Origin of the sequence: Dactylosporangium fulvum (genome assembly GCF_025137375.1) — a bacterium.
GTDB lineage: Bacteria > Actinomycetota > Actinomycetes > Mycobacteriales > Micromonosporaceae > Dactylosporangium > Dactylosporangium fulvum.
The window spans coordinates 2,781,442-2,807,855 of the sequence record NZ_CP073720.1; the positions used below are offsets into that span (position 1 = coordinate 2,781,442).

The following is a 26,414-nucleotide window of genomic DNA, read 5'->3' on the forward strand; positions in this document are numbered from 1 at the left end:
GGGAGTGTCCGCGTGTTGTCGTCCTGGCCGGTGTGGCTGATCGGATCGATCCTGGTCGTGGTCGCCGGGTTCGCGGCGGCGTTTGTGCCGCGCCGGCGCGCCCACGCCCGGGACCGGCAGGTCGCCTGGTCGGGCGCGCGGGCCGCGATCGACGTGGCGACGGTCAGCCGCGACGCCGCCCGCACCCGGGTGGCCGAGGCCGAGGAACTGCTCGCCCGCGCCGAGGCGATCGCCGCCGGGCGCGGCGGCCGGGCGGCGGCGCGCGCGGCGACCGGCTACGCCCGGGAGGCCGACCGGCTGTGGCGGGCGACCGCCGGTGCTTGACCGCCGCCGCCTCCAGCGCCTCGCCGGACCGACACGCTGGGTCGTGCTCGGCATCGCGGTGGCCAGCGTCACCGCCTTCCTGGTCGCGCAGCGCCAGAGCACCGACACCACGTACGGGCGGTCCCCGTCGACCGCGACGATCACGGAGGGCTCCGCCGGTGAGATCAGCGGCGCGACCCTGCCGTCCGTCGAGGAGATGACGGCCATGGTCGCCGCCGAGCGGGTCGTCCGGCTCCCCGGCGCGGTGGCCGAGTGGGACACCGGCCGCGTGTCGGCGGCGATCGGCACCTCCGACGTCCGCATCCTCGTCGCGCCGCCCGGGCTCACCAAGGACCAGCAGGGCGAGGTCCGCAAGGTCGAGAACGCCACGATCCGGGTCCTCGGCACCAAGGTGAGCGGCGGCTTCTACCAGGCGTCCGGGAGCACCCTGACCGAGTGGCGTGACCAGTTCGCCCGCAACGACGTCACCGGCCAGCTGGTGGAGCTGATCCGCGCGCTGCGTAAGGACGCCGGCCGCCCGGCCGCGGCGGACGACGACGCCGCCGGCGGCGGCGTGTGGCGTGACCCGACCGCCGCCGAGCTCGACACGGTCGCCGCCGCGCTGCGGGCCGACGGGCGGTACATCGCATCCGGCGCGACGATCAAGGCCGCGCCCGCCAAGGCCGCCGAGGAGGCGTTCGGCACCCGCTCGACACTTGTCGTCGCGCTGCCCGTCCAGCCGAGGGACACGCCGGCGCCCCGCTTCGGGCCGCGCCTGGCCGAGCTGTTCCCGGACCGGCCGATCGTCGTCATGTACGGCGCGTGGATCGAGTACCACGGCCCGCACACGGCCGACTTCGCCGACGTGACCGCCGCGAGCTTCTACGCCCGGTTCGGCAACCGCCTCAGCGCGTACGCCTATCCTCAGGACAACGTGTTGGGGGCCTACCTGGCGCTGGTGACCGACGTCCGCTACGCCGGGCTGTTCGACCGGCCGCTGCCGTACCGCCCGGTCGACCCGCTGCGGGTCGCGCTCCCGGTGCTGCCCTGGCTGTTCGCCGCCTGCGTCGCCGCGTTCCTCGTCCTGTCCGCGCGGGCGCTGCCGGGTCCCCGGCCGCCGAAGGGTCTCGCGGTCGCCGGCCGTGACGGTGTCCGGGCCCGGCTGGCGGGTCTCACCGCCCTCGCCGTCGAGGTCTCCGGGCTCACCGACAACCGCACCGATGCCGCGCTCACCCGCGCGATCAGCAGCCTGGGCGCCGCGGGCAAGGCACTCGACGCGCAACTGCCCGACCAACACGTCCGGGGACTGCTCGACGACGCCGAACGGGAGCTCGACAGCGTCGGCCGGGCGGTCGGTGTCGCCGGGTACCGCCCGGCGGAGTACCTGCGGGGGCGGCTGGCATGAAGCGGTTCGGCGACTGGTTGCGACGCACGCTGCCGACCCCGTTCGGGTTCGCGGTGCTGGGCTGCCTCGTGCTGGCGGGCTGGGCGCTGTGGACCGGCGGCTTGTTCGACGGCCCGATCGCCCGGCACGTCCGCACCTCGTCGGTGTACGCCGCGCCCGGCACCGGCCTCGACACGGCGGCCGCCGAGCGGATCATCGGCAACCGGCGGCTCATCGTGATCCTGCTGGAGCCGGGAGCGGACCTGCGCGACGGCTGCGACGCGGTGCGCCACGCCGCGTCCGGCACGCTCGTCCTGCTGATGCGCCGCGACGACGACGGCGACGGGTTCGACACGTACGGCTGCTCCATGCTGCCCGGCCACGACGACGAGAACTTCGGCAGGGCGTTCGTCGCCGAGACGAGCGTCGGCAGCGGCGTCGATCCGTTCGCCGACCGGCCGCTCGACGCGATCAAGGTGATCGCGGTCAACTACGACCGGCTGGCCAAGGCGGACATGGTTCCCACCGACGCCCGGACGATCAGCCCGTCGCTGCCGCGCTACCTCGTGGCGATCGCGGCCGTCGGCGCCGTGATCGTCGGAACGGCCGTGCTCTACGGCGGGGCGCGCCGGGCCGGCCGGTTCGCCGTGGCCCGGCGGGACCGGCTCGACCGGGCGACCGACAGCCGCACCGTGCTCAGCGCAGCCACGGCCGTCGTCGCCCAGCAGATCATCGACCTCGACGCGCGGTACGCCGCGGCCGTCCGGCGGACCGCCGCCGCGACCCGCCGGACGGCGAAGCGGCGCTCCCGCGGCACGGACACGCCGGACTTCGCGGCCCGATACCGGAAGCTGACGTCGGAGTACACGAGCCTGCTCGACGACGTCACGGCGGCCGACCGGCGCGGCGAGGACGACTTCGTCCGGTTCACCGCCCGCGCCGAGTCACTGGCGAAGCGCTTCCGGACCCTGGCCGACGACAGGCACTGAGCCATCGGAGAACAGCAGCCGGGACCGCATCACCCGCAGCGCCGCGCCGGCGAGGGGGGCGAGGTCGGCGGTCATGTCTCCCACCCCACGGGCGGGCCGCAACTCGATTCGGGCGAGGCGCCGGCGACGCGGGTCACGACCGGTGTTCGCGGATCGTGGACCACCACGACATGACGATCGCCGCCACCGGAGGCGCGAGGAACACCCCGGCCAGCCCGCCGATCGCGGCGCCGACGACGGTGGCGACGAGCACGACCACCGGGTGCAGGCGCAGGGCGCGGCCGAACACGATAGGCCGGAGGACGCCTTCGAGGATGTTCTGGGTCACCAGCACGATGCCGAGCATCCACAGCCCGGTGGCGAGGCCGTCGGCGCCGACGGCGACCATGACGGCGAAGCCCGCCGAGACCCAGGCGCCCAGGTACGGCACATAGGCGGCGACGAACGTGACGACGGCGATCACGAGGAGGAACGGCACGCGCAGCACGGCGGCGCCCGCGGTGATGACCACGGCGTCCAGCGCCGCGACGGCGGTCGTGCCGAGCACGTACCGGCGGAACTGGACGGCGGCGCCGCGCAGCAGGACCCGCGCCGACCCGGCCGGCAACGGCAGCCGCGACTCGAGCAGCGCCACCAGGCGCGGGCCGTCCCTGAGGGTGTAGAACAGCAGGTACGAGCCGGCCAGCAGCCCGACGGCGATCTGCCCGACGATGACCGCCCCGTTGGTCAGCGCCGAGCCGAGCCCGAGCAGGGCGGTCCGCCACTGGCCGGACCCCAGGATCGTCCGCACCGGGTCGGCGCCGAGGGTTTCGCGCAGGTACGTGCCGGCGGCCTCCGCGGCGGGCCGCCACTGCGACGCCTGGGTCACCAGCACGTATGCGAGCAGCACCCCCACGGCGATCAGCACGACCGGCACGACGATCGCGCCGGCCAGCGCCGCCGCCCCGCGCGGCACGCGGTGAGCCTGCAGGCGGTCGACGGTGGGCTGGAGGGTCACCGCGATGACGATCATGACCAACAGTGGCAGGATCAGCGGCAGCAGTACCGCGGCGACGACGACCAGCGCGGTGGCACCCGCCACGGCGCCGGTGACCGACCAGCCCAGGCGGCCGAGCCGCGTGTACCAGACAGCCGGCCCGGGATCGCTCCCGGACCGGCCGCTCGCGGTGTTCATGGACCCGTTGTGCCCGATCCACGCACGATGTCACCGAAAGAGATGTCTCCCATCGCGTTCCTCCCGACTCCGCAGGATCACCGGGCATCCGCACGAGACGGCTGTCGCCAGGTCTTCAGACTTGGGCCACGGCCACCCGGTCGCATCCCTCCCGGAAGGTGAGGAGTGCTGCCGAGGGCGGTTCAGGCGGGCGCACCACCGGACTCGACCGCGGGCCTGCCGCGCCGCAGTTGCAGGGCGTACGCGACCTCGCCCGCGCCGATGATCAGCGCACTGATCCCGGTCAGCAGGACCAGCGTGGTGAGCGACGGGCCGGGCCACAGCATGAAGGCCAGGCCGACCAGGATCGAGAGCACGCCGAGCGTGGTCAGCCAGATTCTGGCCTTTCCCTTCGTGAACAGGCTGATCGCGAGCTGGGTGAAGCCGCTGAGCAACCAGGCGAGGCCGAGGATGGTGGCGAGCAGAAGCACGCCGCCGGCCGCGTTGCGCACGCAAGCGATCCCGGCGACGATGAGCACCGCGGCGACGAAGCCGGTGAAGACCCGCCGGGCGGTGTCCTGGGTGCGGCCGAGCGCGGCGACCGCGCGCGAGACACCCAGGACGATGAGCCAGACACCGGCCAGGACGCCGAGAAGGTGCAGCGTCTGGCCCGGCCACGCCAGCACGGCGATGCCGAAGAGCACGGTGATGACCCCGAGGGACAGGACCTGCCAGAACGGCTCGACGCTGGGAGCGCGGCCGCGGTGCGTCGGGGCGTGCCCACGGTGCCAGGAGAACGTCGTCATCATCCACCTCCATGCGAGTTCGATTCCGCTGGAAGTTTGCGTTCAGCCCCGCGCGGCCACCTCATTCGCGCGGGGTGACGTCCCCTCGCCCGGCGTCGCGACCGGCCACCCGTGTCACTTGCCGTCGGACTTCCGCGACCGGCCGCTCGTCACCTTCGGCTCCGCAACAGTGTCGCCGTCCTGATCGAGGAGCTTCATGATCCTCGGGGCCAGTGCCGCGGCCAGTGCCGGCGCCAGTGCGTCGGCCAGCGCGCCCGCCATCGCCTCGGCGATGAGCAGCCGCTCGAGCATCGGCGCGCGCGCCGCGCCACGAGCCGGCATCGCCGACATCACCACGTCGAGCATGTTCGGCGCCGAGCGGCCACGGGCGGCGGCCCGGGACGACCCGGCTTCCTCGAGAATCTCCCGGATGGCATCGTCGATCAACGACTCGACCGGGTCCGTGGGCTCCTTCGATGTTCCGTCAGCCGCCACGACTACTCCTTCTGTTGTTGACGGACCAGGGTGATCCGCCCTTCGGTCTGGCGACCGAAGGGCGGTGCGCGGGACCGCTATCGGCGGGCCAGCATCGAGGCGAGCAGGAGCGGGTGTTCGATGCCCTCCTCGCCGCTCTCCTCGCGGCGGCGCATCAGGGCGGCGAGCAGCAGCGGGTGTTCGATGCCGCTCTCGCCGCCCTCCTCGCGACGGCTCATCAGCGCGGCCATCAGGAGCGGGTGTTCGAAGATGCCTCCGCCGCCCTGACGGCGGCGGCGCATCATGGCGGCGAGCAGGAGCGGGTGCTCGATACCTTCTTCGCTGCTCTCCTCACGGCGGCGCATCAGCGCGGCGAGCAGGAGCGGGTTCTCGAAGATGCCTTCACCGCCCTGACGGCGACGGGCGAGTGCGGCCATCAGCAGTGGGTGCTCGAGGATGCTCTCCCCCCGTTGCTCACGGCGCGCCATCAAGGCCGTGAGCAGGAGGGGAAGCATGCTCTGTTCCTCGCCCTCCTGGGCCTCCGGTCGGGTTTGTTCGGCGGTGCTTGTGCTCATGCGTACCTCCCGTTCAGAGCCGCGCCGGGACCGCTGCGGTCCGGTCGCCGGCCGGCGCTCGGATCAATCGCCGTACCGCATCAGGGTCGCCTGGTGGAGTACGGCCGGACGTCACCTGGCCGGAATGAACGGGCGGGCAGCGGCGCCCAGGCGCCGAACGCGAACGGCACGGCGCCGCGACGGGCGCCGGGAACCTGATGTCCGGCGGCCGGTGACCGGCGGCTTTCAGCGGCCGGTCACCGTTTTCAGCGGCCGGTGACGCTGAAAACGAATCCGATAATGAGCAGGATGCCGAGCACGCCGATCATGATCAGGGCACCCGATCCTGTGCTCTCCGGCTTCTCGCGTTCGCGGTCGGGCTGCACGGCGTCCCCTCGTTCCCAGGCGGTTCCGGGCTCACCGGCGATCTGCCGACACGGCCTCGGACGTGCTGGCTGCCGACCCTAGTGACCTGGCGGCCGTCCCGCAAGGATCTCCTACGGCCGATCGTAGGAGATCTTCCGAAGGGTCTACCTCAGCGCCGATCGTCCGGATCGTCCCAGTCCCACTCGCCGCGGGGCGGGACCGCGGCGGCCGGCGGCCGGTCGCCGTCGTGGTACGGCACGGCTCGCCCGGCCGCGTCGTCCGCGAAGCGCCCGCCGGGCTCCGTGACCGCCGCCGGAGATCCGGCCGGCGCCGCCACCGACGGCACCGCGGCGGCGAGGCCCCGGCGGCGGCCGGCGGTGTACGCGGCGAGGGCGGTCGTGATCGGCACGGCGCTGATCAGCCCGATCGTGCCGACCACCGACCGGACGATCTCCTGTGCCATGAGCTGGGAGGTGAGGACCTGCCCGACGGGCTGGCTGCCCGCGGCGAGCAGGAGCAGCAGCGGCAGCGACGCACCGGCGTACGCCAGCACGATGGTGTTGACCACCGACGCGATGTGGGCGCGGCCGACCCGGATCGCCGAGCGGTAGAGCCCGCGGAACCCGAGAGCCGGGTTGGCCGCGGACAGTTCGGTGACGGTGAAGGCCTGCGTCACGGCGACGTCGTCGAGCACGCCCAGTGAGCCGATGAGGATCCCGGCGAGGAGCAGGCCGCGCATGTCGACCTGCTGGTACATGACGGTCAGGAACGCCGACTCCTCGCCGGCCACCCCGTTGAGGCTGGTCACGATCGTGGCGGCCTGGGAGAGCAGGCCGGTCAGGCAGAGGCTGGCCAGGGTACCTACGACGGCGATCGACGTGGCGGCGCTGAGCCCGTGGGTCAGGTACAGCACCGTGAGCATGATCGCGGCGGACCCGACCACCGCCACGAGCAGCGGCGGCCGACCGGCGAGGATGGCCGGGACGATGAAGTACAGCAGGATCCCGAACGTCACGGCGAGCCCGGCGAGCGCGCTCAGCCCGCGCCACCGCCCGAACGCGATGACCGCGGCCGCGAAGCACGCCCCGAGCACCCACAGTTGCACACCGCGCTGATGGTCGATGATCTGGTACTGCGCGGCGCCGCCGGCCGGGTCGCCGGGGACGGCGTCGGTGACGATCAGCACGACCCGGTCACCGGCGGTGACCCGGGGCGCACCCGGCCCGGCCGGGATCTCGGTGACGACGACCTGTCCGCGGCCCGCACCATCCGTGATCTCGACGTCCGCGGTGCCGCAGTCCACGGTGGTGCCGGGCGGTGCCGCCGGATCACCGGACGGGCACTGTGCGTGATGAACCGCGCGCACCTTGCCGAACGCCTGCTGCTGGGCGCCGGACGTGTCGGCCGGCACGCCGCCGCGCGGCCACAGCAGCGCCATCGCCGTGACGACCAGCACGGCCGCCGGGACCAGCACCGCCGCGCTGATCCGGATCGCCCGCCGCGACAGGCCCGTCCAGCCGTGGCCGTGGCTGTGCCCGGGCCGGTGGCCGTCCAGGTCCGCCGAGGGGGCGTGCTGCTCGCCCGGTCCGGCCTGCGTCACGTCGTCTCCTCACCGTCGGTAGCGCGGTCCACCGTGGCTACTATGCACGATCGGAGACGATGCGTCGTCCGGGCCGCGCCCGGCGCGCCACGTGGCGCCCGGCCCGTCGCTACCGGTCGACGAGGTCCCTGATGATCCGGCCGAGGGCCCGCATGGTGCGCAGCACCTCGCCCGTGCGGTCGCCGGCGTAGTTGGCGACGACCGCGTAGGCGACACCGTCCACCACCCCGGTGTCGGCCCGGACGCCGGTGTCGGTGCCGGTCTTGTTCCACAACCCGTCGTGGGCCAGCGGGTCGAGGTCGAACGCGGCGGCGACCATCGACAGGTCCGTGTTGTTCCGCAACCAGCCCAGCACGCGCGCGGCGCCCGCGTACTCACCGCGATGGATGCCGAGCATCAACCGGGACAGCTCCAAGGCGCTGCCGGACGACAGCCGCGGCGCGTCCGCCGGCGTGCGCACGTCGCGGACCCGGTCGTGCAGGGCGGTGTCGCGCAGGCCGAGCCGCGTGCCGAGCGTCTGGACCGCGTCGAGGCCGACGCGGTCCAGGAGCACGTTGGTCGCCAGGTTGTCGCTGACCGCGCCGACCAGGACCGCGAGGTCCTCGACGCCGAGCGTGTCGACGGCCAGGTGCTGCCAGATCCCCGAGTCGGCCACGGGCGCCGTCCGCCGCAGCGGCTCGTCGGCCGCGAGGCTGCCGTCGTCGATGCGTCGCGCGACCTCGAGCAGCAGCAGGAGCTTCCCGACGCTGGCGGTGGACAGGACGCGCGCCGCGTCCTGCTCGTACAGCACGGCACCGCTGCGGCCCCGCACGCACACCGACCACAGGAGTTCGTCCACGCAGGGACTGTAGTTCGGGATGCCCGCCGACGTGACGTTCGTCCGGACCGCGGCCCACCCGGCGGCGACCCGGCCGTCACCGTAGCGCGCCCACGTCCACCCTCGGCAGCTCGGCGGTGTACTCCGACGGGGACGCCGGTGCGGCTTCGGTCTCCGGCTTCGGGACCTTCTCGTCCAGGAAGCGCAGCAGCTCGACGGGGAACGGCAGCACGAGGGTGGAGTTCTTCTCCGCGGCCACCTCGACCACCGTCTCGAGCAGGCGCAGCTGCAGAGCCGTCGGGGTCGACGCCATCGTCGAGGCCGCCTCGGCGAGCTTGTGCGACGCCTGGAGCTCGCCGTCGGCGGTGATGATGCGGGCGCGCCGCTCACGTTCCGCCTCGGCCTGGCGGGACATCGAGCGCTTCATCGACTCGGGCAGCGAGACGTCCTTGATCTCGACGCGGTCGATGTGGACGCCCCACTCGATCGCCGGACTGTCGATCATCACCTCGAGGCCCTGGTTGAGCCGCTCGCGGTTGGTCAGCAGTTCGTCCAGGTCGCTCTTGCCGATGATCGACCGCAGCGAGGTCTGCGCGACCTGGAGGACCGCGAACATGTAGTCCTGCACGTTGACCGCCGCGCGGATCGGGTCGGTGACCCGGAAGTACACCACCGCGTCCACCTTGACGGTGACGTTGTCCCGGGTGATGCCGTCCTGTGCCGGTACCGGCATCGTGACGATCTGCAGGTTCACCCGCTGCATGCGGTCGAGCACCGGCACGATCATCGCCAGGCCCGGCCCACGGGTGTGGTCGCGCAGGCGCCCGCACCGGAAGACCAGCCCGCGCTCGTATTGCCGGACGATCCGCACGCTGCCCAGGAGGCCGGATACCACCAGGACGATCAGGACGATGAGCACGGGTTCCATGACAACCCCCGTACGGGAGTGTTCCTCCGCCAGCAAAATCCACGCTACTGCGGAACCGGCCCGGCGGGGGTGAGTGCCCGGGTGAGGCCGCCGATGCGGGTCAGACCCAGATCGCGGCCGGCAGCGTGTCGCTGAACCGCTCCGGCGGGTCGGGGATCGGCGTGGCGTCACCCACCGCGACCCGCCCGGCCGACCAGGCGGCCACGGCCGCGTCGAGCATGTCGTCGACCCCGGCGGCGGCCCCCGCGGCGCCCAGGTCGCCGTCCAGCCGGATGCCCGCCCGGGCCAGGAGCGCGCGGCGCTGCTCCGCGCCGGCCCAGGTCTGTTTCGCGGTGGCGAGCGGCCGCCCGGCCAGCCGCGCGAACGACACCTCGGGATGGACCTCCACCACGCGCGGCACGGCGTCCGTCCCGGAGGAGCGGGCCCAGGTGTCCACCTCGAGGATCCGCTTCTTCAGGGCGAACGCCTGCGCGGAGACGCCGTCCCCGGCGAGGGCCCGGTTGGTTCCGCTCGCCGACGCGTGGTCGGGCATCGTCAGCGCCGCCCGGACGGGCGTGAGAAAGACCGAGTGCCGGCGCGGCCCGATCAGCCGCCGTGCCTCGACGTCGGCGGCCCGCCGCCCGGTGTCCGGCAGCCCGATCGGGATGTCGATCGCCACCACGGCCAGGTCGCCGTCGGCCCCGGCGGCCGCGACGAGGCCGGCGACGGTGCGGGCGACATACGCCGCTGTGGCCCCGCCGCCCAGCGCGACACCCACCCATCCACCCCGGCAGGCGTCCACCCCGAGCACACGACCGGTCATCCCGTCACATTAGGCGGGACTGCCGCTCAGGGCCGCGAGGGCGGCCGGTATGCCGTCGGCGATGCGGTCGAGATCGGGCACGGCACGGTCGTCGGCGTGCAACCCGATATGGACCGACTCCCGGTAGGTCGACAGCGCGATGCCGAGCGCCTGCCCGTGGGCCAGGGGAGCGATCGGGTACACGTGCTGCAGTGGCGCGCCGGCGAGGGTCATCGGCCGCGCTGGGATCGGCACGTTCGTGATGGTCGTGTCGAACAGCAGCGGCCCGGCCCGGCGCAGGAGCGGGATGGTGAGGCGCTGTGCCGGGGCCGGCATCCGGTCGGCGAGGACCGGGAACGCGCCCGGCCCGCGGGAGAAGCCGGCGGCCTTGTTGCGGTCCATCGTGGTCCGCACGGTGCGCAGTGCGGTGACCGGGTCCGCCTGCTCGATCGGCAGGTCGCACAGATAGCCGGAGAGCACGTTGTGCCGCTTCGGCCCGGTGGTCCGGCTGCGCCGGCTGACGGGGATGAACGCCCGGATGCCGAGCCGCTCCGGGCACTGGTCGTTGGCGGTGAGCCAGCGCCGGAAGGCCCCGGTGACGACGGCCAGCAGGACGTCGTGCTCGGTGCCGCCGTGCAGCCGCCGCACCTGCCGCACGTCGCGGGTGTCGAGCCGGACGAGCACCAGCCGGCGTGATGTCGCAAAAGGACGGGCATGGTCGACCGCCGACGGCAGCAGCGCGGCGAGCCGTACGTGCGACAGCACGGACGTGGCGATGCCGACACTCCCGGCGACGGTTCCGGCGGCCTGGCCGAGCGTGCGGGCGAGCCGCACGGCACCGCCGGCCGCGCCGTTGAGCGCCGGAACACCGGCCGGAGCGGGTTCGGGTTGCGCGGGCCCGCCGTCCGTGCGGCCGTCCATGAGGCGGAGGCCGAGCTCGACCGTGCGCAACCCGTCCGCCATCGCATGGTGCAGCTTCACCAGCATGGCGAATCGGCCCTCGGGCAGGCCCGTCAGCAGGTGCAACTGCCACAGCGGACGGTCGAGGTCGAGCGGCTCGGCCATCAGCTCGCCGGCGACCGCCGCCATCGCGGTGCCCCGCCGCAGGCGGTGGACGTGCAGGTGCCGGGACACCTCGAACGCGGGGTCCGGGGCCCAGGCCGCGCCGCCCGGCGGCAGCCACGTACTGCGGACCCGCTGCCGCAGCGCAGGGATCCGCGCGATGCGCTCGCCGAGCAGTGTCGCCAGCCGGCCGGGCGGCACCCGTTCCTGCGGGTGGAAGACGGCCAGGGCGCCCAGGTGCATGGGAGCACCCGGCGATTCCAGCCGAAGGAAGGCGGTATCGAGGGGGCCCAACCGCTCGTCATCCACTGGCAGCACTCCATGCGACGCTCGGTAGGGGGACGGCGCGCCGGGAACCTGCCCGATGCGTGCCGCACCTGAATGTCGCAAGTTCCACCGGCTCATTCGATGCAGGACCGCCAATGTCACCCTGCATCCGGCCCGAACCACCCAGGGTGAGCGACGGGCGTCGGCGCGGTGGCTACGGTGAAACCGTGGGCGTACGGGACCGTCCGGTGACGGTGTTCCTCTGCGGCGACGTCATGACCGGTCGCGGCGTCGACCAGATCCTGCCGCATCCCGGTGACCCGCGCCTGTGGGAGCAGTACACCGCCGACGCGCGGACCTACGTCGAGCTCGCGGAGCGGGTCAACGGCCCCGTTCCCCGACCCGTCGACCACGCCTGGCCCTGGGGCGATGCCCTGCGTGTCCTCGACGACGTCGCGCCCGACGCGCGGGTGATCAACCTGGAGACGAGCATCACGCGCAGCGACGACGCCGCCCCCGGCAAGGCCGTGCACTACCGGATGGCTCCCGAGAACGTCCCGTGCCTGACCGCCGCCCGGCCCGACGTCTGCGTCCTGGCCAACAACCACGTGCTCGACTTCGGCCGCCGCGGGCTCGCCGACACGCTCGGCGCGCTGGCGGGCGCGGGGATCGCGACGGCGGGCGCGGGGAGCACCGCGGCCGCGGCCGGGCGGCCGGCCGCCGTCGGGGTCGGCGACGGCGGGCGTGCGCTCGTCCTGTCGTTCGGCGCGGAGTGCAGCGGCATCCCGCGGAGCTGGGCCGCGACCCGGGACGGGCCCGGCGTGGAACTGCTGCCCGACCTTTCCGTGGCGACCGCCGCCGCGGTCGGCGAGCGCGTGCGCCGGGTGAGGCGGCGGGGCGACGTCGTCGTGGCGTCCATCCACTGGGGCTCCAACTGGGGGTACGAGGTACCGCGCCGGCACGTCGCCTTCGCGCACCGGCTCGTCGACGCCGGCGTCGACATCGTGCACGGGCACTCCTCGCACCACCCCCGGCCGATCGAGGTGTACCGGGGCAGGCTCGTCCTCTACGGCTGCGGTGACACGGTCGACGACTACGAGGGCATCACCGGCTACGAGGACTTCCGCGACGACCTGCGCCTGCTGTACTTCGCCACGGTGGAACCGGGCACCGGGCGGTTGGCCGGGCTGCGCATGGCCCCGCTGCAGGCCCGCCGGATGCGCCTGCACGACGCCTCGGCCGGGGACGCCGAACTCCTGCGCAGCGTCCTCGGCACGATCAGCCGCCGGTTCGGGACGCGGGTCGACCTGCGCGACGACGGCATGCTCCACCTGCGGGTCGCCGGCGAGTGACCGTGAAGGTGGTTGCCGCACCGTCCGTCGGCGGCGGACGGGTAGGCCCCGCCTGCGGCGTCGTAGCGTTGCCAGAAGGTACCGCCACCCGGCCAGGGCGCCGGAAGGAGGGCATCATGGTCTTCGACAAGGTGAAGGAGTCCGCCAAGCGCGGCCTGGAGCAGGGCCGGTCGCGCATCGAGGAGACGCGGGCGATCCGGCAGCGGAACAAGCTGCTGCAAGAGCTCGGCGAGGCGTACTACGCCGAACACAGCGGCAAGGCGGCACCCGAGGCCGTGGCAGGGAAGCTCGGGGCTCTCGACGAATACGAGCGGTCGCAGCGCGAACTGCAGGCGGGCCGGCTCGAGCGGGGCCGCCGGGCCCGGGACATCATGCACCCGGGCGCCGAGTGCGTCGGTGAGAACGAGAACATCACGAGCGCCGCGCGGAAGATGCGCGACCTCAACGTGGGCTCGCTGCCCGTCTGCGGCGTGGAGGACCGGCTGCACGGCATCGTCACCGACCGCGACATCGTCGTGAAGAGCATCGCCGACGGCCGGGATCCCAACCAGGTCAAGGTGCGTGACCTCGCCCAGGGCTCGGTGGTGTGGGTGGACGGCGGCGCCGGGCTCGACGAGGTGCTGCGCCAGATGGAGGACCATCAGATCAAGCGGCTGCCGGTCATCGAGAACCACCGGCTGGTCGGCATGATCAGCGAGCAGGACCTGGCACGCAACATCGACGAGCACCGGCTCGCCGAGTTCGTCGAGAAGGTGTACGCGACACCGTGACGCTCACCGTCTCCAGCCCGGTCTTCGACGAGGCGGCGAAGATACCGCAGCGCTTCACCTGCGAGGGCGCCGACGTCTCGCCGCCGCTCGGCATCGCCGGGCTGCCGGCCGGCACCGCGGAGATCGCGCTGCTCGTCGAGGATCCCGACGCCCCCGGCGGGACGTTCACCCACTGGGTCATGTGGGGCATCGGCCCCGACCGGGCGGGCATCGGGGAGGGTGAGGTGCCGCCGGGCGCCGCCCAGGGCCGCAACGACTTCGGCCGGGAGGCCTACGGCGGGCCGTGCCCGCCGCGCGGCCGGTCCCACCGGTACACGTTCGAGGTGCTCGCCCTGGCCGAGCCGCTCGGCCTCGCCCCGGGCGCCTCGGCCGCCGACCTGCGGCGGGCCGCGGCGGGCAAGGTTCTCGACTCCGGCCGCCTCACCGGCCGGTACCAGCGCCACTGACACCCGCGAGGGCAAGAGGCACGCCGGTGGCACGCGCCGCGGCGGCACCCGGCGGCAGCGGGTCGGGGGTTCGGCGGCTTCTCCGGCCGCAGCGCTGGGCCGCCGTCACCGCCTCCGCGGCGTCCGCTCCCGCCTACATCCCTTCGCTCGACGACCACAACCTGGCACTGGACCGCGGTAGTCCCGGGCCCGGCCGTTTCCGCGATAGGGTTCGGTGTGGCCGCCGCACTCGGATCCCAGCGGGACCTCTTCGACGTGCCGGAGGACGTCGCGTATTTCAACGCGGCCAGCCTGTCGCCGATGCTGCACGCGGTCCGGGAGGCCGGCGAGGCGGCGCTGCTGCGGCGGTCGCGGCCGTGGACGATCCGCGAGCCCGACTGGTTCACCGACGTCGAGCGGCTGCGGTCGCTGTTCGGCCGGCTGGTCGGCACCGACGCCGAGGGTGTCGCCCTCGTGCCGGCGACCAGCTACGGCCTCGCCGTGGCCGCCGCCAACCTCCCGCTCGGCCCGGACGACGAGGTGCTCGTGCTCGCCGACGAGTACCCGTCGGGCATCTACACCTGGCGGCGGGCGGCCGGGCGTGCCGGCGCGGCGATCCGGACCGTGACGCGCGAGGCCGGGCAGTCGTGGACCGACGCGGTCCTCGCCGCGATCGACGAGCGGGTGGCGATCGTGTCCGTGCCCAACGTGCACTGGACCGACGGCGGCCTGGTCGAGCTCGACCGGGTCGCGGCACGCGCCCGCGAGGCCGGCGCGCGCCTGGTCGTCGACGCGAGCCAGTCCCTCGGCGTGATGCCGCTCGACGTCACCGCGCTCCGGCCCGACGTGGTCGTCTCGGTCGGCTACAAGTGGCTGCTGGGCCCGCTCGGCCGCGCATACCTGTGGGTCGCGCCCGAGCACCGAGACGGCCGGCCCCTGGAGGAGAACTGGATCCTGCGGGCCGGTGCGCAGGACTTCTCCCGGCTCGTCGACTACAGCGAGGACTACCTCCCCGGGGCCCGGCGGTTCGACCAGGGCGCCCGGACGCTCTTCGAGCTCACCCCGATGGCCGTCGCGGCGCTGGAGCAGGTCCTCGCCTGGGGCCCGCCGCGCATCGCCGCCACGCTCGCCGGGATCACCGCCGACCTCGCCGCCCGCATCGTCGCCGCGGGCGTCGGCGTGACCGCCACCGAGCCGCGCGGCCCGCACCTGCTGGGACTCCGCGTGCCCGGCGGCAGCGCCGACCGGGTCGCCGCCGCCCTGCGCGAGGCGAACTGTTTTGTGGCCCGCCGCGGCGAGGCCCTCCGCGTGGCGCCGCACGTGCACGTCACGCCCGCCGACGTCGACCGCCTCGTCACGACCCTGGTCGCCGCGCTCTGACCCGCTCGCCCCGCCGGGTCAGCCGTGCGCCGGCTCGGCGAGCGCGGCGGGATTGGCCTCCGCCGCGCGGCGCCGTGCACGCCTGCTGTAGAGGATCGTCCACGTGACCAGGCCGGCGGTGACGGCATAGGGCAGGACCGCGGAGACGGCCACGGTCGCGTCGACCGGCAGCACCTCGGTCAGCTCGATGCGGACCGCCGCCTCGGCGAGGAAGACCACGCCCCAGACCACGGTCAGCGTCCGCTGGGTGCGCCGGAAGCCTCCGTACCGCCACAGCCCGTCCCACCAGGCGAGGCGCTCGGGGGAGCCGTCGGTGGCGAACTTGCGCCCGAAGTAGAACATCAGCGGCCGGGGCGCCAGCAGGGAACCGAGCAGGACCAGGCCGAACAGCCCCGTGACGGCGGACTCCTTGAGCAGCACCAGGCGCTCGTCGTCGAGCAGCAGGGACGAGCCCACCCCGAGCGCGATGACGATCAACGTGAGCACACCGATCTCGTCGATCCGGCGCCGGACCGCCCACAGCACCCCGACCTCGACGACCGGCCAGACGGCGCTGACCGCCAGTGCGGACACCTCGCTCATGCCGCGGTCGGTCAACGCCTGATAGGTCACGAGCGGCAGCGCGACGTTGCAGACCAGGGTGGGACCCCAGTTGAGCAGGAGGCTTGCGAACCGCCCCATGACGACCTCCCCGAATGAGTCGTTTATGCTCACGTACGTGCGGCGGATCGTACCATCTCAATCCGGGGGACGGTCGGCGTCGCTCGTGCCGTTCCTGTTCGGCGTGGCCCAGCGCCCGGAGCTGCCCGGCGTCGGCCTGACCCGGCTGCTCGGGGACTTCGGGCTCACCGAGGCCGCCGCCCGTGCCCTGCTGCTGCGGATGCGGCAGGAGGGCAAGCTGGCGAGCGTGCGCCGGGGCCGGGGCGTCGGCTACCGGCTCGCGGGTGAGTACGGTCACCGGTTCGACCGGATCCGCCGCGCCGACCGCACGCCGCCGCCGTCCTGGCCGGGCTCCTTCCATGCGGTGCTGTACCAGGTGCCGGAGTCACGGCGGGCGTTCCGTGACGCCCTGCGTCGCGCCGCCGTCCACGCCGGCTACGGGCTGCTGCAGCAGGGCGTCCTGATCGCGCTGGAGGACCGCACCGGGGCGGTGGCGCCGCTCGCCGACCCGCCCGCCGACGCGGCGCTGTTCGTCACGCGGCTCACCATGGACGAGCCGGACGCCGCCCGCGCCGCCCGGCTCGCCTGGGACCTCGACGCGCTCGCCGTCACCTTCGCCGGGCACACCGAGTCGCTGCGCGCCGCCCTGCGCGACCTGGCCGCCGCGCCGGAGCCGGGTCCGGACACGCTGCGCCGCTACGCGGAACTGCTCAGGACCCCGATGGTCGAGAGCCTGCGCAGCCCCCGGCTGCCGGCGGCGCTGTTCCCCGCCGGCTGGCCGCTGCCCGGCCTCTGGCGCACGATCCAGGACGTGCAGCAGGTGTTCGGCGGCCCTGCCGCGAGCTACGTCACCGGCGTGCTCGACGCCCCGCGCTGATCCCGGCTCAGCGGCCCGCGTTGCCGGGTGACCGTCCACTGTGGTCACATCGTCGCGGAGGATCCGGGTCCGTCGATGTCGAAGGTGCCGGGCCGCGGTGCCGCGCTGCAGAGGCGGGTCGCGGCGTCCGGGCCCCGTGGTGCGGGGCGGCCGTGCTCCGTGCTTGGCTTGACCCGGGTTCCTTGATCGTCGGAAAACATCTGGCTGTCCAGGCACCGTTGCATGATCGCGGAGCGTTTTGTGCACCCCTGGAGCCTGTCGCGCAATCCGGATTCCTCGCGCGTCAACCCCCGGACAACCGCGCCGATCTTGGAGTTGTGGTCCTTGACAAATCCGGACAAATTCGGAGGTTCATGGCGCCACAACTCCAAGATCGGCGCGTAGTTGGGCCGCCAACGCTGTCCCAGCGGCCAACGACCTGCACACGCTGCTCACCGGGATCAAGAGCGCGATCCTCAAGTCCGCCGAGATCATGGCTGCGCGCGAGAAGGCGAACGTCGCCAAGTTCCAACGCTGATCCGCCGCGTGCGGCGTCGCGCGGCAGACAAGAGGCCGATGAGAGCATGGCCCGACCACGTGGGTACGCATGGCCGGGCCATGATTGTTACCGCGCGCCCCTGACTCGACAGGCCGATGAGGTCGGCGAGCAGGTCGCTGTGCTGCTCGCCCCGGACGGCCTGGCCTGAGCCCGTCAGCCCAGGCCGGTGGCCAGGGCGTCGGCGATCGCGACCCGGGGCTTGTCCGGGTTGGCGCGGGTCCAGTCGGGGTGCGCGCGGTTGGTCAGCAGCACCACCACGACCCGCCGGTCCGGGTCGACGAGCCACGACGTGCCGGTGAACCCGGTGTGGCCGAAGGTCAGCGGCCGGGCCAGCTTGCCCATGAACCAGGGCTGCTGCAGCTCGACGCCGAGTCCGTGCGTCGACGAGCGGCCGGGCCGCTCCGCGTCGATCGCCGGCAGGCCCTGGTTGGCGTTGACGAGCATCCGGCGCACGATCTTCTCGCTCAGGATGCGCCGGCCGCCGTACTCGCCGCCGTTGATCAGCATCTGGCCCAGGATCGCCAGGTCGGACGCGGTCCCGAACATGCCCGCGTGCCCGGCGACTCCGCCCAGCGCGAGGCACAGGTCGTCGTGGACCACCCCGCGTGTCAGGCCCCGCGCCTTGCGGGCCTCGGTGGCGACCAGCCGGGGATCACTGCCGGAGATCTGGTTCAACGGCTTGAACATGGTGTTGCGCATGCCCAGCGGGCCGGTGATCCGGTCCCGCACGGCCGCGTCGAGCGCCTGTCCGGTGACCTTCTCGACGAGCCGGCCGAGCACCATCAGGCCGACGCCGGAGTACCGGAACGTGGTGCCCGGCACGCCACCGCTGACCAACGGCGCGGTGACCACCCTGGCCCACCGGTCCGCCATGGTGGTCAGCCCGGAGAAGCTGACGCCGCCGGGCAACGCGCCGGTGTGCGCCAGCACCATCGCGACAGTGATCGCGTCCTTGCCGGCGCCGGTGAACTCGGGCAGGTACCGCACCACCGGTGCGTCGAGGTCGACCTTGCCCTGGTCGGCGAGCTGGAGCACGAGCAGCGCGGTGAAGACCTTGGTGATCGAGGCCAGGTCGAAGATGGCGTCGCGGCGCATCGGGACCCGCTGCGCACTCGGCAGCTCGGCCGGGCCGGTGCCGTAGCGCAGCGCGTGCCCGACCGCCGAGTGCGCGGTGACCTGCCCGTCGACGGCGACGAGCGCGACGGCGCCGGCGTATCCGGGGTACTTCGGGTTGTCCGGCGTCGGCGCGAGGTACCGCGTCATGATCTGGGTCAGCGTCGCACCGTACGCGGCGGTCGCGCCGAGCGGCTTCACCACGCGTCCGGGCGTGAAGGTGAGCCCCGCGGGGCTGGTCGCGCGGCCCTTCGGCGCCTTGCCGAACCCGGGCGGGGCGGCCGAGCCGGACGTGGACGGCGACGGCGAGCCGGCCGCGGGGCTCTCGGACCCGGGCAGCCCGGCGGACTCGCCGACGGGCCGGGCGGCGCCCATGGTCGGCGTCGACCTGCCGCACCCGGCGAGCAGGGCACCGGCGGCGGCGAGGCCGGTCCCGAGTACGGTTCGGCGTGCGACGATCATGCGCGGAATTGTGCCATGCGCGCTGAGCGGCCCGTTCACGATCTCGATCTTGGCCGGAACGGCGGCCGGCCTCCCGGCATGGTCGCTGCCGCTGTGCTGTCCGCCGTTGCGGCGCGATCGCCTCTACCACCGGCATCGCGGGGATTGGAATGCATCGGCACTATTCGATTAGATGAGCCGGTGTCGAGCACCGAGGTCAGCGACCCGCCGGGCAAGAGGCCCGCGCGGGGTGGCAGGCTGGTACGCATGGCGCTGTTCACCGTTCCCGAGGCGAGGGCCGAGCTCGCGCGGCTCCGATCGACGCTGGATCGGATCGTGGCCGTCCGTGCCGACGCCGCCGAGCTGGCCGCGTCCCTCCAGCCGGGCGGCACTCCGACGCACCTCGGCGGGGTGCCCGAGTTGAAGGCCGCGCAGGCGCTGCTGGACGAGCTGCTCACGGCGGTGCAGCAGACCGGCGCCGAGCTCAAGGGCCTGGCCCCGCTGCTGGTCGACTTCCCGGCCGAGCTCGACGGCACCGACGTGCTGCTGTGCTGGCTCGAGGGCGACGACGAACTCGCCTGGTATCACCGCACGGACCTCGGCTTCGCCGGCCGTCGCCCCCTGCCGTCCTGAGGTCCGACCGGCCGGTTGCGTGCGGCCCCGACGATCGGCCTTGACGCCGGCTGTGGGCTGCCGTGACGGTGTCTGGTCGACCCCGGCCGGTCGCGGGCGCCGGCGGGCTGCGAGGCTTGGGTCATGACTCCGCTGAAGCTGATCGAGCTGGACCCGGGCAAGTATTCCCTGCTGCTCAACGCCGGGACCACCGCCGTCGACGGTGTGATCGAGGAACTCGGGCACGAGTCCAACGGGTACTTCTGGGAGGGCATCGCCCAGGTGCTCGTCGCCACGGAGGCCCCCGAGCTGGAGGGCCGCTTCTCGTACGATCCGGAGGCGGGCATGTTCTGCGCCTACGGCAACGACCGGGAGGCCCTCGAGGCGCTGGGCACCCGGATGAGCGCCGTGGCGGGGGACACCGACCGGATCCGGCAGCTGGTGGCCACGGCCGAGGCGAACGGCTTCGAGTTCGACGACTGACCCCTGAGCCGACTGAGCCCTGAACCGTAAGCCGGTCGTTATGGTGGCTGCGTGCCTCGACGTGCTCCACGCCACGACCGCGACGCCGGTGGGCCGGCCGACCTGCTCGCCGCCAAGGCCGCCCTGCGGGAGGAGGTGTGGGCGGCGCTGAGCGCGGCCCGGGTGGCCCGGTTCCCGGGCGCCGCCGGGCGGATCTCCAACTTCGTCGGTGCCGAGGCGGCCGCCGGGCGGCTGCGGTCCACGGCGTGCTGGAGCGCCGCCGGGACGGTCAAGGCCAACCCCGACTCGGCCCAGCTGCCCGTGCGGCAGCGCGCCCTGGAGGACGGCAAGGTCGTCTACATGGCGGTGCCCAGGCTCGCCGAGCCGGAGCCGTTCTTCCTGCTCGACCCCGACCACCTGGCCGACAAGCCGCGGACCGCGGCGTCGATCAGCGGCGCCAGCCGGTCCGCGCGCCGGGTCACGGTCGCCGACCTCGCGCCGGTCGACCTCGTCGTCACCGGCTGCGTCGCCGTCGGGGAGGACGGCGCCCGGTTGGGCAAGGGCGGCGGCTTCGCCGACCTCGAGTTCGCGCTCGCCGGCGCCGCCGGGCTGATCGGCGAGGACACGGTGGTCGTCACCACCGTCCACGAGCTGCAGGTGCGTCCGGCCGGGGTGATCCCGACCACCGGGCACGACGTGCCCGTCGACTTCGTCGTCACTCCCGATCGGGTCATCGACTGCCGGGACCGGCGCGGGCCTCGCCCGGCGGCCGGGATCCGCTGGGCGGACCTGACCGACGAGAAGATCGAGTCGATTCCGCTACTGCGGGCGTTGCGCGAACAGATCTGATCCACGGTGCGACGGTGGTATCGCGGACGGGCCGGACGAGGTGCACCGCCGCTCACTGGCGCGACGGGAGCCGAGGAAGTACCGCTGCAGCGTCCTCCCGGGCAGGTGAGACCGCGCCGCCCGGTCCGGCGTGACGATGGAATGTGATCACGTCTGCTGTCGGGCTGGAGGGCGATGGCGGTGGGGGCGGCGGCCGTGCGCGGCTGGGTCGGTGGAGCGCTTTCAGCGGTTCTGGCCCTGAGCCCGGTCGCGGGATGCGCGCCGGGCCCGGCGGCCGGCCCCGGCCCCGCGCGTTCGCCGCCCTCGTCCGCTCCCGGGCCGGACCCCACCGACCTGAGTCCCGGGCCGGACGACCCGTCCACCCGCGGTGACGCGCTGGTGTCGGTCACCACGCAGGCGCGGCACCTCGACATCCCCTGGGGCGTGACGTTCCTGCCGGACGGCGGCGCCCTCGTCACCGAACGGAGGACCGCGCGGATCCTCAAGGTGGGACCGGGCCGGCAGCGCGACGGCGAGCTGACCGTGTCGGTGGTGGCCACGGTCACCGAGGCGAACGCCGACACCGAGGGCGGCCTGCTCGGCATCGCGGCCTCGCCGTCGTACGCCGACGACCGGACCGTGTTCGTCTACTACTCGACGACAACCGACAACCGGATCGCGAAACTGCGGCTGTCCGGGGGCCCCCGGCCGATCGTCACCGGCATCCCGAGCGGCGGGGTCCATAACGGCGGACGGCTGGCCTTCGGCCCGGACGGGTACCTCTACGCGAGCACCGGCGACGCCTCACGGAACGAGAACGCGCAGCATCTGGACAGCCTCGGCGGCAAGATCCTGCGCATGACGCCCGACGGCAGGCCCGCGCCGGGCAACCCGTTCCCCGGCTCGCTCGTGTGGTCCTACGGGCACCGCAACCCGGAGGGCATGGCGTGGGACAGCCGCGGCACCATGTTCGTCGCCGAGATCGGCGAGGCCGTCTGGGACGAGCTCAACGTGGTCCGGCCCGGCCGTAACTACGGCTGGCCGGCGGTCGAGGGCATCGGCGGCGACCCGCGGTACACCGACCCGGTGGTGGCCTGGCACCCGGAGGTGGGCGTCAGCGCCGGCGTGGCGATCGCCGGCCGTACCGCCGTCGTGACCTGCCTGCGCGGTCAGCGCGTCTACCTGGTGCCCCTCGGTGGCGGGACCGCGAGCGGTGCGGGCGGCCGGCGGGTCGAGGGCGACGCTTCCGGCGTCCGGTGGCGCACCGGTGCCGGGGTGGCCGGGCACCCGGTGGAGGCGCTGGACGCCCGCTACGGCCGGCTCCGCACCGCGATCCGCGCCCCGGACGGCAGCATCTGGCTCAGCACGTCCAACCGCGACGGCCGCAACGACCGCGGGCCGGCCCTCGACGACGACCGGATTCTCCGCCTGCGGTTGCGCGGCCCAGCCGGCTAGGAACTCCACGTGAGCGCGACCCTCTCCCTGGCCGCGCCCGTCCACCTGCCGCTGACCGCCGAGGAGGCGGCGGTCGCGGTCGTGCGGCGTCAGCGCGACGGTTTGCGGGTCTCCCGGCGTCGCGACCGCCAGCTGAAGCCCTTGCCGCCCTCGTCGTCGTGCTCCGCGGCCGCGGCGCGGGCCTCGTCGAGCTGGGAGCGTAGCTCGTCCACGAGGTGGCGGCGCTCCTCGGTGCGGGCCTGCGCCTCACGCGCGGAGGCCTGCGCCTCGGCCGCCTCGGCCTGTGCGCTGGCAAGCTCGGCCCGACGGTGCTCGTCGGTGGACTCCAGCGCCGCGACCTGCGCCTGCAGCGTGTCGACCTGGCCCTCCAGATATGCGATCCGCAGCTCTGCCTGCCGCAGGCGGGCAACCGGTGACCGGTCGTCCTCCAGCGTGGTCGACAGGTCGGTCGCGGCGTTGTCCGGCATCATCGCCTCCCGGTGCACGAAGCTGGCCTGAGGCGCCGACGGTATCGCCGTTACCTGAAAATTCGCTGGATGTTCCCCGGCCGGTTGCTTCGTCGGCATCGGCAACGTCCGGCCGCGGGTTCACACCGAAGTGCTGATGTCCGTGCGGCGGTGCCGGGGCAGGTTGGATGTCGCAAGCCGCGACGAGAGGAGCGACGATGTCCCGCACCGAGCAGAACGTACCCGCCCGCCGGCAGTGGACCGCGCCGCGCGTGGAATGCCTGGAGACCCGGCCGGAGGTCTCCGCCTACTCCGGCGTGGGTGACCCGTGGCACCGGCAGCCCCGCTGAGCCGGGAGGCGTTCGCCGACGCCCTGAGCGGCCTCGGCACGTACTACTGGGACCGGCACCGCTTCCACCTCCGTCTCCACGACGGGCGCTGCAGCCCGGACGAGATCCGCTCGTGGGTGGCGAACCGGTGGTACTACCAGCGGTGCCTGGCCCAGAAGAACGCGGCGATCGTCTCGCGCTGCCCGCTGCCGGAGGTGCGGCGGGCGTGGTTGCCGCGGGTGACGTTCCACGACGGGTCCCGCGACGGCGCGGGTGGGCTGGCCGAATGGCTCGTCCTGGCCGAGGCGGTGGGCCTGTCGCGGGAGGAGGTCGTCGACGAGCGGCACGTGCTGCGCGGGGTGCGGTTCGCCGTGGACGGGTATCTGCATTTCTGCCGGACCCGGCCGTGGACCGAGGGCGTCGCCGCGGCGCTCACCGAGCTGTTCGCACCCGAGCTGATGACCGATCGCCTGCGCGCCTGGCGGTGGCACTACGACTGGATCAAACCCGACGGCCTCACCTACTTCGAGACGCGGATCCCCGTGGCCCGCGACGAGAGCGCCGACACGCTCGAGCTGGTGCTGACCCACTGCACCGGTGCCGAGCAGCAGCAGGCGGCGCTGGCCGCGCTGCGGTTCAAGTGTGACGTGCTCGGCGCGATGCTCGACGCCATCGACTACGCGGCGACCACGGGATGACGGGGCCGGGCCTGCGCCGCGGTGTCCGTCTCGTGTTCGACCCGGTGCGGGATCAGCACGCCCTGCTGTACCCGGAGGGTGTGCTGCTGCTCGATCCGGTGGCGGCGGACGTGGTCGCCGCCTGCGACGGCCGGCGGGATCTCGCCGGGATCGTGGACCGGCTGGCCCGCGAGTACGACGGCGTCGACGCCGCCGACGTCGGGCGGCTGCTGGCCGACCTGAGCGACCGGCGGCTGCTGGCCTCCGGAGGCAGCGGACGACCCGCCGGCGCCGCGGCGAGCGGCACCGGGGCGGTCCCGTGGGCCAGTGCCCACCCTCGCCCGACGGGCCTGCTCGCGGAACTCACGTATCGGTGCCCGTTGCAGTGCGCGTACTGCTCGAATCCGGTGGAGCTGGCCGCGTACCGCGCCGAGCTCAGCACCGCGGAGTGGGCGGACGTGCTGGATCAGGCGCGTGCCGCCGGGGTGCTGCAGGTCCATCTCTCCGGCGGTGAGCCGTTGCTGCGCCGGGATCTGCCGGAGCTGGTCGGGCATGCCAGCGGACTGGGGATGTACACCAACCTCGTCACCAGCGGCGTCCCGCTCGCCGGCGACAGGTTGGCCGTGTTGCTGGATGCGGGTCTGGACCACCTGCAGCTGTCGATCCAGGATTCACGGCGGGCCGACGCCGACCGGGTCGCGGGTGGCCGGTTCCACGACCGCAAGCTCGCCGCCGCCGGGCTGGTCCGGGAGTCGGGGACGGTGTTGTCGGTCAACGTGGTCCTGCACGCCGGGAACGTGGCGCGGCTGGACGAGATCGCCGAGCTGGCCGTCGATCTCGGCGCCGAGCGGCTGGAGCTGGCCCACACCCAGTTCTACGGGTGGGGGCTGCGGAACCGGGCCGCGCTCATGCCGACCCGTGCGCAGGTCGACGCCGCCGCGGCCGCGGCCGCCGAGGTTCACGACCGGCACGGCGACCGGGTCGAGATCGTCTACGTCGAGCCGGACTACCACACCGGCAGCCCGAAACCATGCATGAACGGCTGGGGCAGCCGCCAGCTCGTCGTGGCACCCGACGGCGACGTGCTGCCCTGCCTCGCCGCCGGGCAGCTGCCCGGCCTGGAGACGCCGAACGTCCACAGTGGAAAGATCGCGGACATCTGGCAGCACTCCGCGTTGTTCAACGCCTTCCGTGGCACGGCATGGATGCCCGAACCGTGCCGCAGCTGCGACCTGCGCACCGTGGACTTCGGTGGCTGCCGGTGCCAGGCGTTCCAGCTCACCGGCGACCCGGCGGCCACCGATCCGGCGTGCCGGTGGTCTCCGCACCACGAGACCGTGCTCGCCGCCGCCGGCACCGTCGAACGGCCACCGGTGATTCCGCGGCGGCTGCGGTGAAGGTCCACATCCTCGGCAGTGCGGCCGGTGGCGGTGTTCCGCAGTGGAACTGCGCCTGCGCCGGCTGCACGACCGCGCGGCGGACCGGGGCGCATCGCACCCAGGACAGCGTCGCGGTCACCGGCGACGGCACCGCCTGGTACCTGCTCAACGCCGCACCCGACATCCGCACCCAGCTGACCACCGCCGGCCACCTCGATCCCGGCCCGGGCCGGCGGGACACCCCGATCCGCGGGGTCCTGCTCACCACCGCCGAGATCGACCACACCGCCGGCCTGCTCAGCCTCCGCGAGGCCGAACGGCTCACCCTCTTCGGCACCGGCACCGTGCTCGCCGCCATCCCGCTGATCCCGATGCTGCGCCACTACACCGACCTGGACGTCCACGAGCTACCGATCGGCGACCCCCTTGCTCTGGACGGCGGGCTGACCGTGCGGGCGGTGGTCGTCGGGACCAAGGTGCCCCGCTACGCCGATCCCGGCGTCGGCGACGCCTGGGTCAGCGCCCTGCGGATCACCGACGACCGCACCGGACGCGCCTTCGTCTACGCCACCTGCCTGCCCGGATGGACCGAAACCTTCGACGACTTCCTCAAGGGCGCCGACACCGCACTGCTCGACGGCACCTTCCTCACCGACGACGAGATGTCCCGCGAGACCGGCCTGGCCAGGACGCCGCGGCAGATGGGGCACCTGCCGATCGCCGACACCGTCCCGGCCCTGCGGCGCCATCCGGACATGCGGGCCGTGTTCGGCCACCTCAACAACACCAACCCGTTGGCCGGGGCCGGTACTCAGGCCCCGGTCGAGGTCGCGCAGGACGGGCAGACACTCGAATGGTGAGCCGGCTGTTTACCACGTGCGGAAGCGGTCAGTGAGGTACAAAGGGCCGACAACAGGAGCACGGCATGAGCAAGACGGCTGACAGCAAGACGGCATACATTTTCGACCAGGACGGTGAGCCGGTCATCGCCATGAGCGCGGCGGCGAAGGCGGCGGACCGCGACCCGGACGACTACGGCCCGGAGGAGTTCGGCTCGGAGGCGGACGTCAACCCCGCCACCGGGACCGAGTACGGCGAGGTCGACAACTGGCGAACCCACGACCGCTAGTGCGGTGTCCGAACGATGTTCCGCTCAGGAATGAATATTCCTGAGCGGAATCCTCCTATCCGTCCTTGGTACCGAGCT

Annotated in this window: 29 protein-coding genes; 17 read left to right on the forward strand and 12 right to left on the reverse strand. The window is 73.5% G+C overall.

Annotated elements, in window-relative coordinates:
• Positions 1 to 12 precede the first annotated feature (12 nt).
• Genes Dfulv_RS12890 through Dfulv_RS12900 form a run of 3 tightly spaced genes read left to right on the forward strand, consistent with a single transcriptional unit; the run spans position 13 to position 2,676 of the window.
• The gene (locus Dfulv_RS12890) at positions 13 to 324 is read left to right on the forward strand and encodes a DUF6403 family protein (protein WP_259863112.1); all 312 of its coding nucleotides are present in this window, start codon (positions 13 to 15) and stop codon (positions 322 to 324) included.
• Positions 317 to 1,708 carry a hypothetical protein gene (locus Dfulv_RS12895; RefSeq protein ID WP_259863113.1) on the forward strand — a complete coding sequence of 464 codons (1,392 nt, stop codon included), beginning with the start codon at positions 317 to 319 and terminating at the stop codon, positions 1,706 to 1,708. Before Dfulv_RS12890 ends, Dfulv_RS12895 begins: the two co-directional genes overlap by 8 nt.
• Positions 1,705 to 2,676 carry a hypothetical protein gene (locus Dfulv_RS12900; protein WP_259863114.1) on the forward strand — a complete coding sequence of 324 codons (972 nt, stop codon included), beginning with the start codon at positions 1,705 to 1,707 and terminating at the stop codon, positions 2,674 to 2,676. The genes Dfulv_RS12895 and Dfulv_RS12900 overlap by 4 nt, the downstream gene beginning before the upstream one ends.
• Before the next feature lie 133 nt (positions 2,677 to 2,809).
• Here the strand turns inward: Dfulv_RS12900 and Dfulv_RS12905 are convergent, their stop codons facing one another.
• The 9 genes from Dfulv_RS12905 to Dfulv_RS12945 form a co-directional block, all read right to left on the reverse strand.
• On the reverse strand, positions 2,810 to 3,850 hold the full coding sequence (locus Dfulv_RS12905) for an AI-2E family transporter (RefSeq protein WP_259863115.1): 1,041 nt from the start codon (positions 3,848 to 3,850) through the stop codon (positions 2,810 to 2,812).
• 182 nt (positions 3,851 to 4,032) lie between these two features.
• Positions 4,033 to 4,638, reverse strand: coding sequence for an HdeD family acid-resistance protein (locus Dfulv_RS12910; RefSeq protein WP_259863116.1), 606 nt, complete (start codon positions 4,636 to 4,638; stop codon positions 4,033 to 4,035).
• A gap of 111 nt (positions 4,639 to 4,749) precedes the next feature.
• Positions 4,750 to 5,109 carry a hypothetical protein gene (locus Dfulv_RS12915; RefSeq protein ID WP_259863117.1) on the reverse strand — a complete coding sequence of 120 codons (360 nt, stop codon included), beginning with the start codon at positions 5,107 to 5,109 and terminating at the stop codon, positions 4,750 to 4,752.
• A 77-nt stretch (positions 5,110 to 5,186) separates the two neighbouring features.
• On the reverse strand, positions 5,187 to 5,663 hold the full coding sequence (locus Dfulv_RS12920; protein WP_259863118.1) for a hypothetical protein: 477 nt from the start codon (positions 5,661 to 5,663) through the stop codon (positions 5,187 to 5,189).
• Positions 5,664 to 6,177: 514 nt separating this feature from the next.
• Positions 6,178 to 7,608 (reverse strand): YibE/F family protein, encoded by a 1,431-nt coding sequence (locus Dfulv_RS12925; protein ID WP_259863119.1) that lies wholly within the window; start codon positions 7,606 to 7,608, stop codon positions 6,178 to 6,180.
• 109 nt (positions 7,609 to 7,717) lie between these two features.
• On the reverse strand, positions 7,718 to 8,446 hold the full coding sequence (locus Dfulv_RS12930; RefSeq protein WP_259863120.1) for a serine hydrolase: 729 nt from the start codon (positions 8,444 to 8,446) through the stop codon (positions 7,718 to 7,720).
• Between the two features lie 76 nt (positions 8,447 to 8,522).
• Positions 8,523 to 9,353 carry a slipin family protein gene (locus Dfulv_RS12935; protein WP_259863121.1) on the reverse strand — a complete coding sequence of 277 codons (831 nt, stop codon included), beginning with the start codon at positions 9,351 to 9,353 and terminating at the stop codon, positions 8,523 to 8,525.
• Positions 9,354 to 9,453: 100 nt separating this feature from the next.
• Complete coding sequence (locus Dfulv_RS12940; RefSeq protein ID WP_259863122.1) at positions 9,454 to 10,155, reverse strand: DUF429 domain-containing protein; 702 nt, start codon at positions 10,153 to 10,155, stop codon at positions 9,454 to 9,456.
• A gap of 9 nt (positions 10,156 to 10,164) precedes the next feature.
• Positions 10,165 to 11,439 (reverse strand): wax ester/triacylglycerol synthase family O-acyltransferase, encoded by a 1,275-nt coding sequence (locus Dfulv_RS12945; protein WP_259863123.1) that lies wholly within the window; start codon positions 11,437 to 11,439, stop codon positions 10,165 to 10,167.
• Between the two features lie 251 nt (positions 11,440 to 11,690).
• Here Dfulv_RS12945 and Dfulv_RS12950 point away from each other — a divergent pair, with 251 nt between their 5' ends.
• The 4 genes from Dfulv_RS12950 (at position 11,691) to Dfulv_RS12965 (ending at position 15,390) form a co-directional block, all read left to right on the forward strand.
• Complete coding sequence (locus tag Dfulv_RS12950; protein WP_259863124.1) at positions 11,691 to 12,815, forward strand: CapA family protein; 1,125 nt, start codon at positions 11,691 to 11,693, stop codon at positions 12,813 to 12,815.
• Between the two features lie 116 nt (positions 12,816 to 12,931).
• Entirely contained in the window at positions 12,932 to 13,585 is a 654-nt protein-coding gene (locus Dfulv_RS12955; RefSeq protein WP_259863125.1) for a CBS domain-containing protein, read from the forward strand.
• Positions 13,582 to 14,031, forward strand: coding sequence for a YbhB/YbcL family Raf kinase inhibitor-like protein (locus tag Dfulv_RS12960; RefSeq protein WP_259863127.1), 450 nt, complete (start codon positions 13,582 to 13,584; stop codon positions 14,029 to 14,031). The genes Dfulv_RS12955 and Dfulv_RS12960 overlap by 4 nt, the downstream gene beginning before the upstream one ends.
• A 216-nt stretch (positions 14,032 to 14,247) precedes the next feature.
• Entirely contained in the window at positions 14,248 to 15,390 is a 1,143-nt protein-coding gene (locus Dfulv_RS12965) for an aminotransferase class V-fold PLP-dependent enzyme (RefSeq protein ID WP_259863130.1), read from the forward strand.
• 18 nt (positions 15,391 to 15,408) lie between these two features.
• Here the strand turns inward: Dfulv_RS12965 and Dfulv_RS12970 are convergent, their stop codons facing one another.
• Positions 15,409 to 16,071, reverse strand: coding sequence for a VC0807 family protein (locus Dfulv_RS12970; protein ID WP_259863131.1), 663 nt, complete (start codon positions 16,069 to 16,071; stop codon positions 15,409 to 15,411).
• A 37-nt stretch (positions 16,072 to 16,108) separates the two neighbouring features.
• Here Dfulv_RS12970 and Dfulv_RS12975 point away from each other — a divergent pair, with 37 nt between their 5' ends.
• Entirely contained in the window at positions 16,109 to 16,927 is an 819-nt protein-coding gene (locus Dfulv_RS12975; protein ID WP_259863132.1) for a hypothetical protein, read from the forward strand.
• 691 nt (positions 16,928 to 17,618) lie between these two features.
• Here the strand turns inward: Dfulv_RS12975 and Dfulv_RS12980 are convergent.
• Positions 17,619 to 19,040 (reverse strand): serine hydrolase domain-containing protein, encoded by a 1,422-nt coding sequence (locus Dfulv_RS12980; RefSeq protein WP_259863133.1) that lies wholly within the window; start codon positions 19,038 to 19,040, stop codon positions 17,619 to 17,621.
• 180 nt (positions 19,041 to 19,220) lie between these two features.
• On the opposite strand from Dfulv_RS12980, the gene Dfulv_RS12985 reads away from it, so the two are divergent.
• From Dfulv_RS12985 to Dfulv_RS13000, 4 genes are all read left to right on the forward strand, one after another.
• Complete coding sequence (locus tag Dfulv_RS12985) at positions 19,221 to 19,652, forward strand: DUF2203 domain-containing protein (RefSeq protein WP_259863134.1); 432 nt, start codon at positions 19,221 to 19,223, stop codon at positions 19,650 to 19,652.
• 123 nt (positions 19,653 to 19,775) lie between these two features.
• Entirely contained in the window at positions 19,776 to 20,114 is a 339-nt protein-coding gene (locus Dfulv_RS12990; RefSeq protein WP_259863135.1) for an immunity 51 family protein, read from the forward strand.
• A gap of 51 nt (positions 20,115 to 20,165) precedes the next feature.
• Entirely contained in the window at positions 20,166 to 20,942 is a 777-nt protein-coding gene (locus Dfulv_RS12995) for a 5-formyltetrahydrofolate cyclo-ligase (RefSeq protein WP_259863136.1), read from the forward strand.
• A 174-nt stretch (positions 20,943 to 21,116) separates the two neighbouring features.
• Entirely contained in the window at positions 21,117 to 22,376 is a 1,260-nt protein-coding gene (locus Dfulv_RS13000) for a PQQ-dependent sugar dehydrogenase (protein ID WP_259863137.1), read from the forward strand.
• A gap of 89 nt (positions 22,377 to 22,465) precedes the next feature.
• Here Dfulv_RS13000 and Dfulv_RS13005 read toward each other — a convergent pair whose 3' ends face one another.
• Complete coding sequence (locus Dfulv_RS13005) at positions 22,466 to 22,843, reverse strand: hypothetical protein (RefSeq protein ID WP_259863138.1); 378 nt, start codon at positions 22,841 to 22,843, stop codon at positions 22,466 to 22,468.
• Between the two features lie 197 nt (positions 22,844 to 23,040).
• On the opposite strand from Dfulv_RS13005, the gene Dfulv_RS13010 reads away from it, so the two are divergent.
• From Dfulv_RS13010 to Dfulv_RS13030, 5 genes are all read left to right on the forward strand, one after another.
• Positions 23,041 to 23,172 (forward strand): hypothetical protein, encoded by a 132-nt coding sequence (locus Dfulv_RS13010; protein ID WP_259863139.1) that lies wholly within the window; start codon positions 23,041 to 23,043, stop codon positions 23,170 to 23,172.
• Positions 23,151 to 23,849, forward strand: coding sequence for a pyrroloquinoline-quinone synthase PqqC (gene pqqC / locus Dfulv_RS13015; protein WP_259863140.1), 699 nt, complete (start codon positions 23,151 to 23,153; stop codon positions 23,847 to 23,849). The genes Dfulv_RS13010 and pqqC overlap by 22 nt, the downstream gene beginning before the upstream one ends.
• Positions 23,846 to 25,225 (forward strand): pyrroloquinoline quinone biosynthesis protein PqqE, encoded by a 1,380-nt coding sequence (pqqE, locus tag Dfulv_RS13020; protein WP_259863141.1) that lies wholly within the window; start codon positions 23,846 to 23,848, stop codon positions 25,223 to 25,225. The genes pqqC and pqqE overlap by 4 nt, the downstream gene beginning before the upstream one ends.
• A complete protein-coding gene (pqqB, locus tag Dfulv_RS13025) occupies positions 25,222 to 26,067 on the forward strand; it encodes a pyrroloquinoline quinone biosynthesis protein PqqB (RefSeq protein ID WP_259863142.1) in 846 nt (281 codons plus the stop codon). Before pqqE ends, pqqB begins: the two co-directional genes overlap by 4 nt.
• Positions 26,068 to 26,132: 65 nt before the next feature.
• Positions 26,133 to 26,336 carry a hypothetical protein gene (locus Dfulv_RS13030; protein WP_259863143.1) on the forward strand — a complete coding sequence of 68 codons (204 nt, stop codon included), beginning with the start codon at positions 26,133 to 26,135 and terminating at the stop codon, positions 26,334 to 26,336.
• The last annotated feature ends 78 nt before the right edge of the window (positions 26,337 to 26,414 follow it).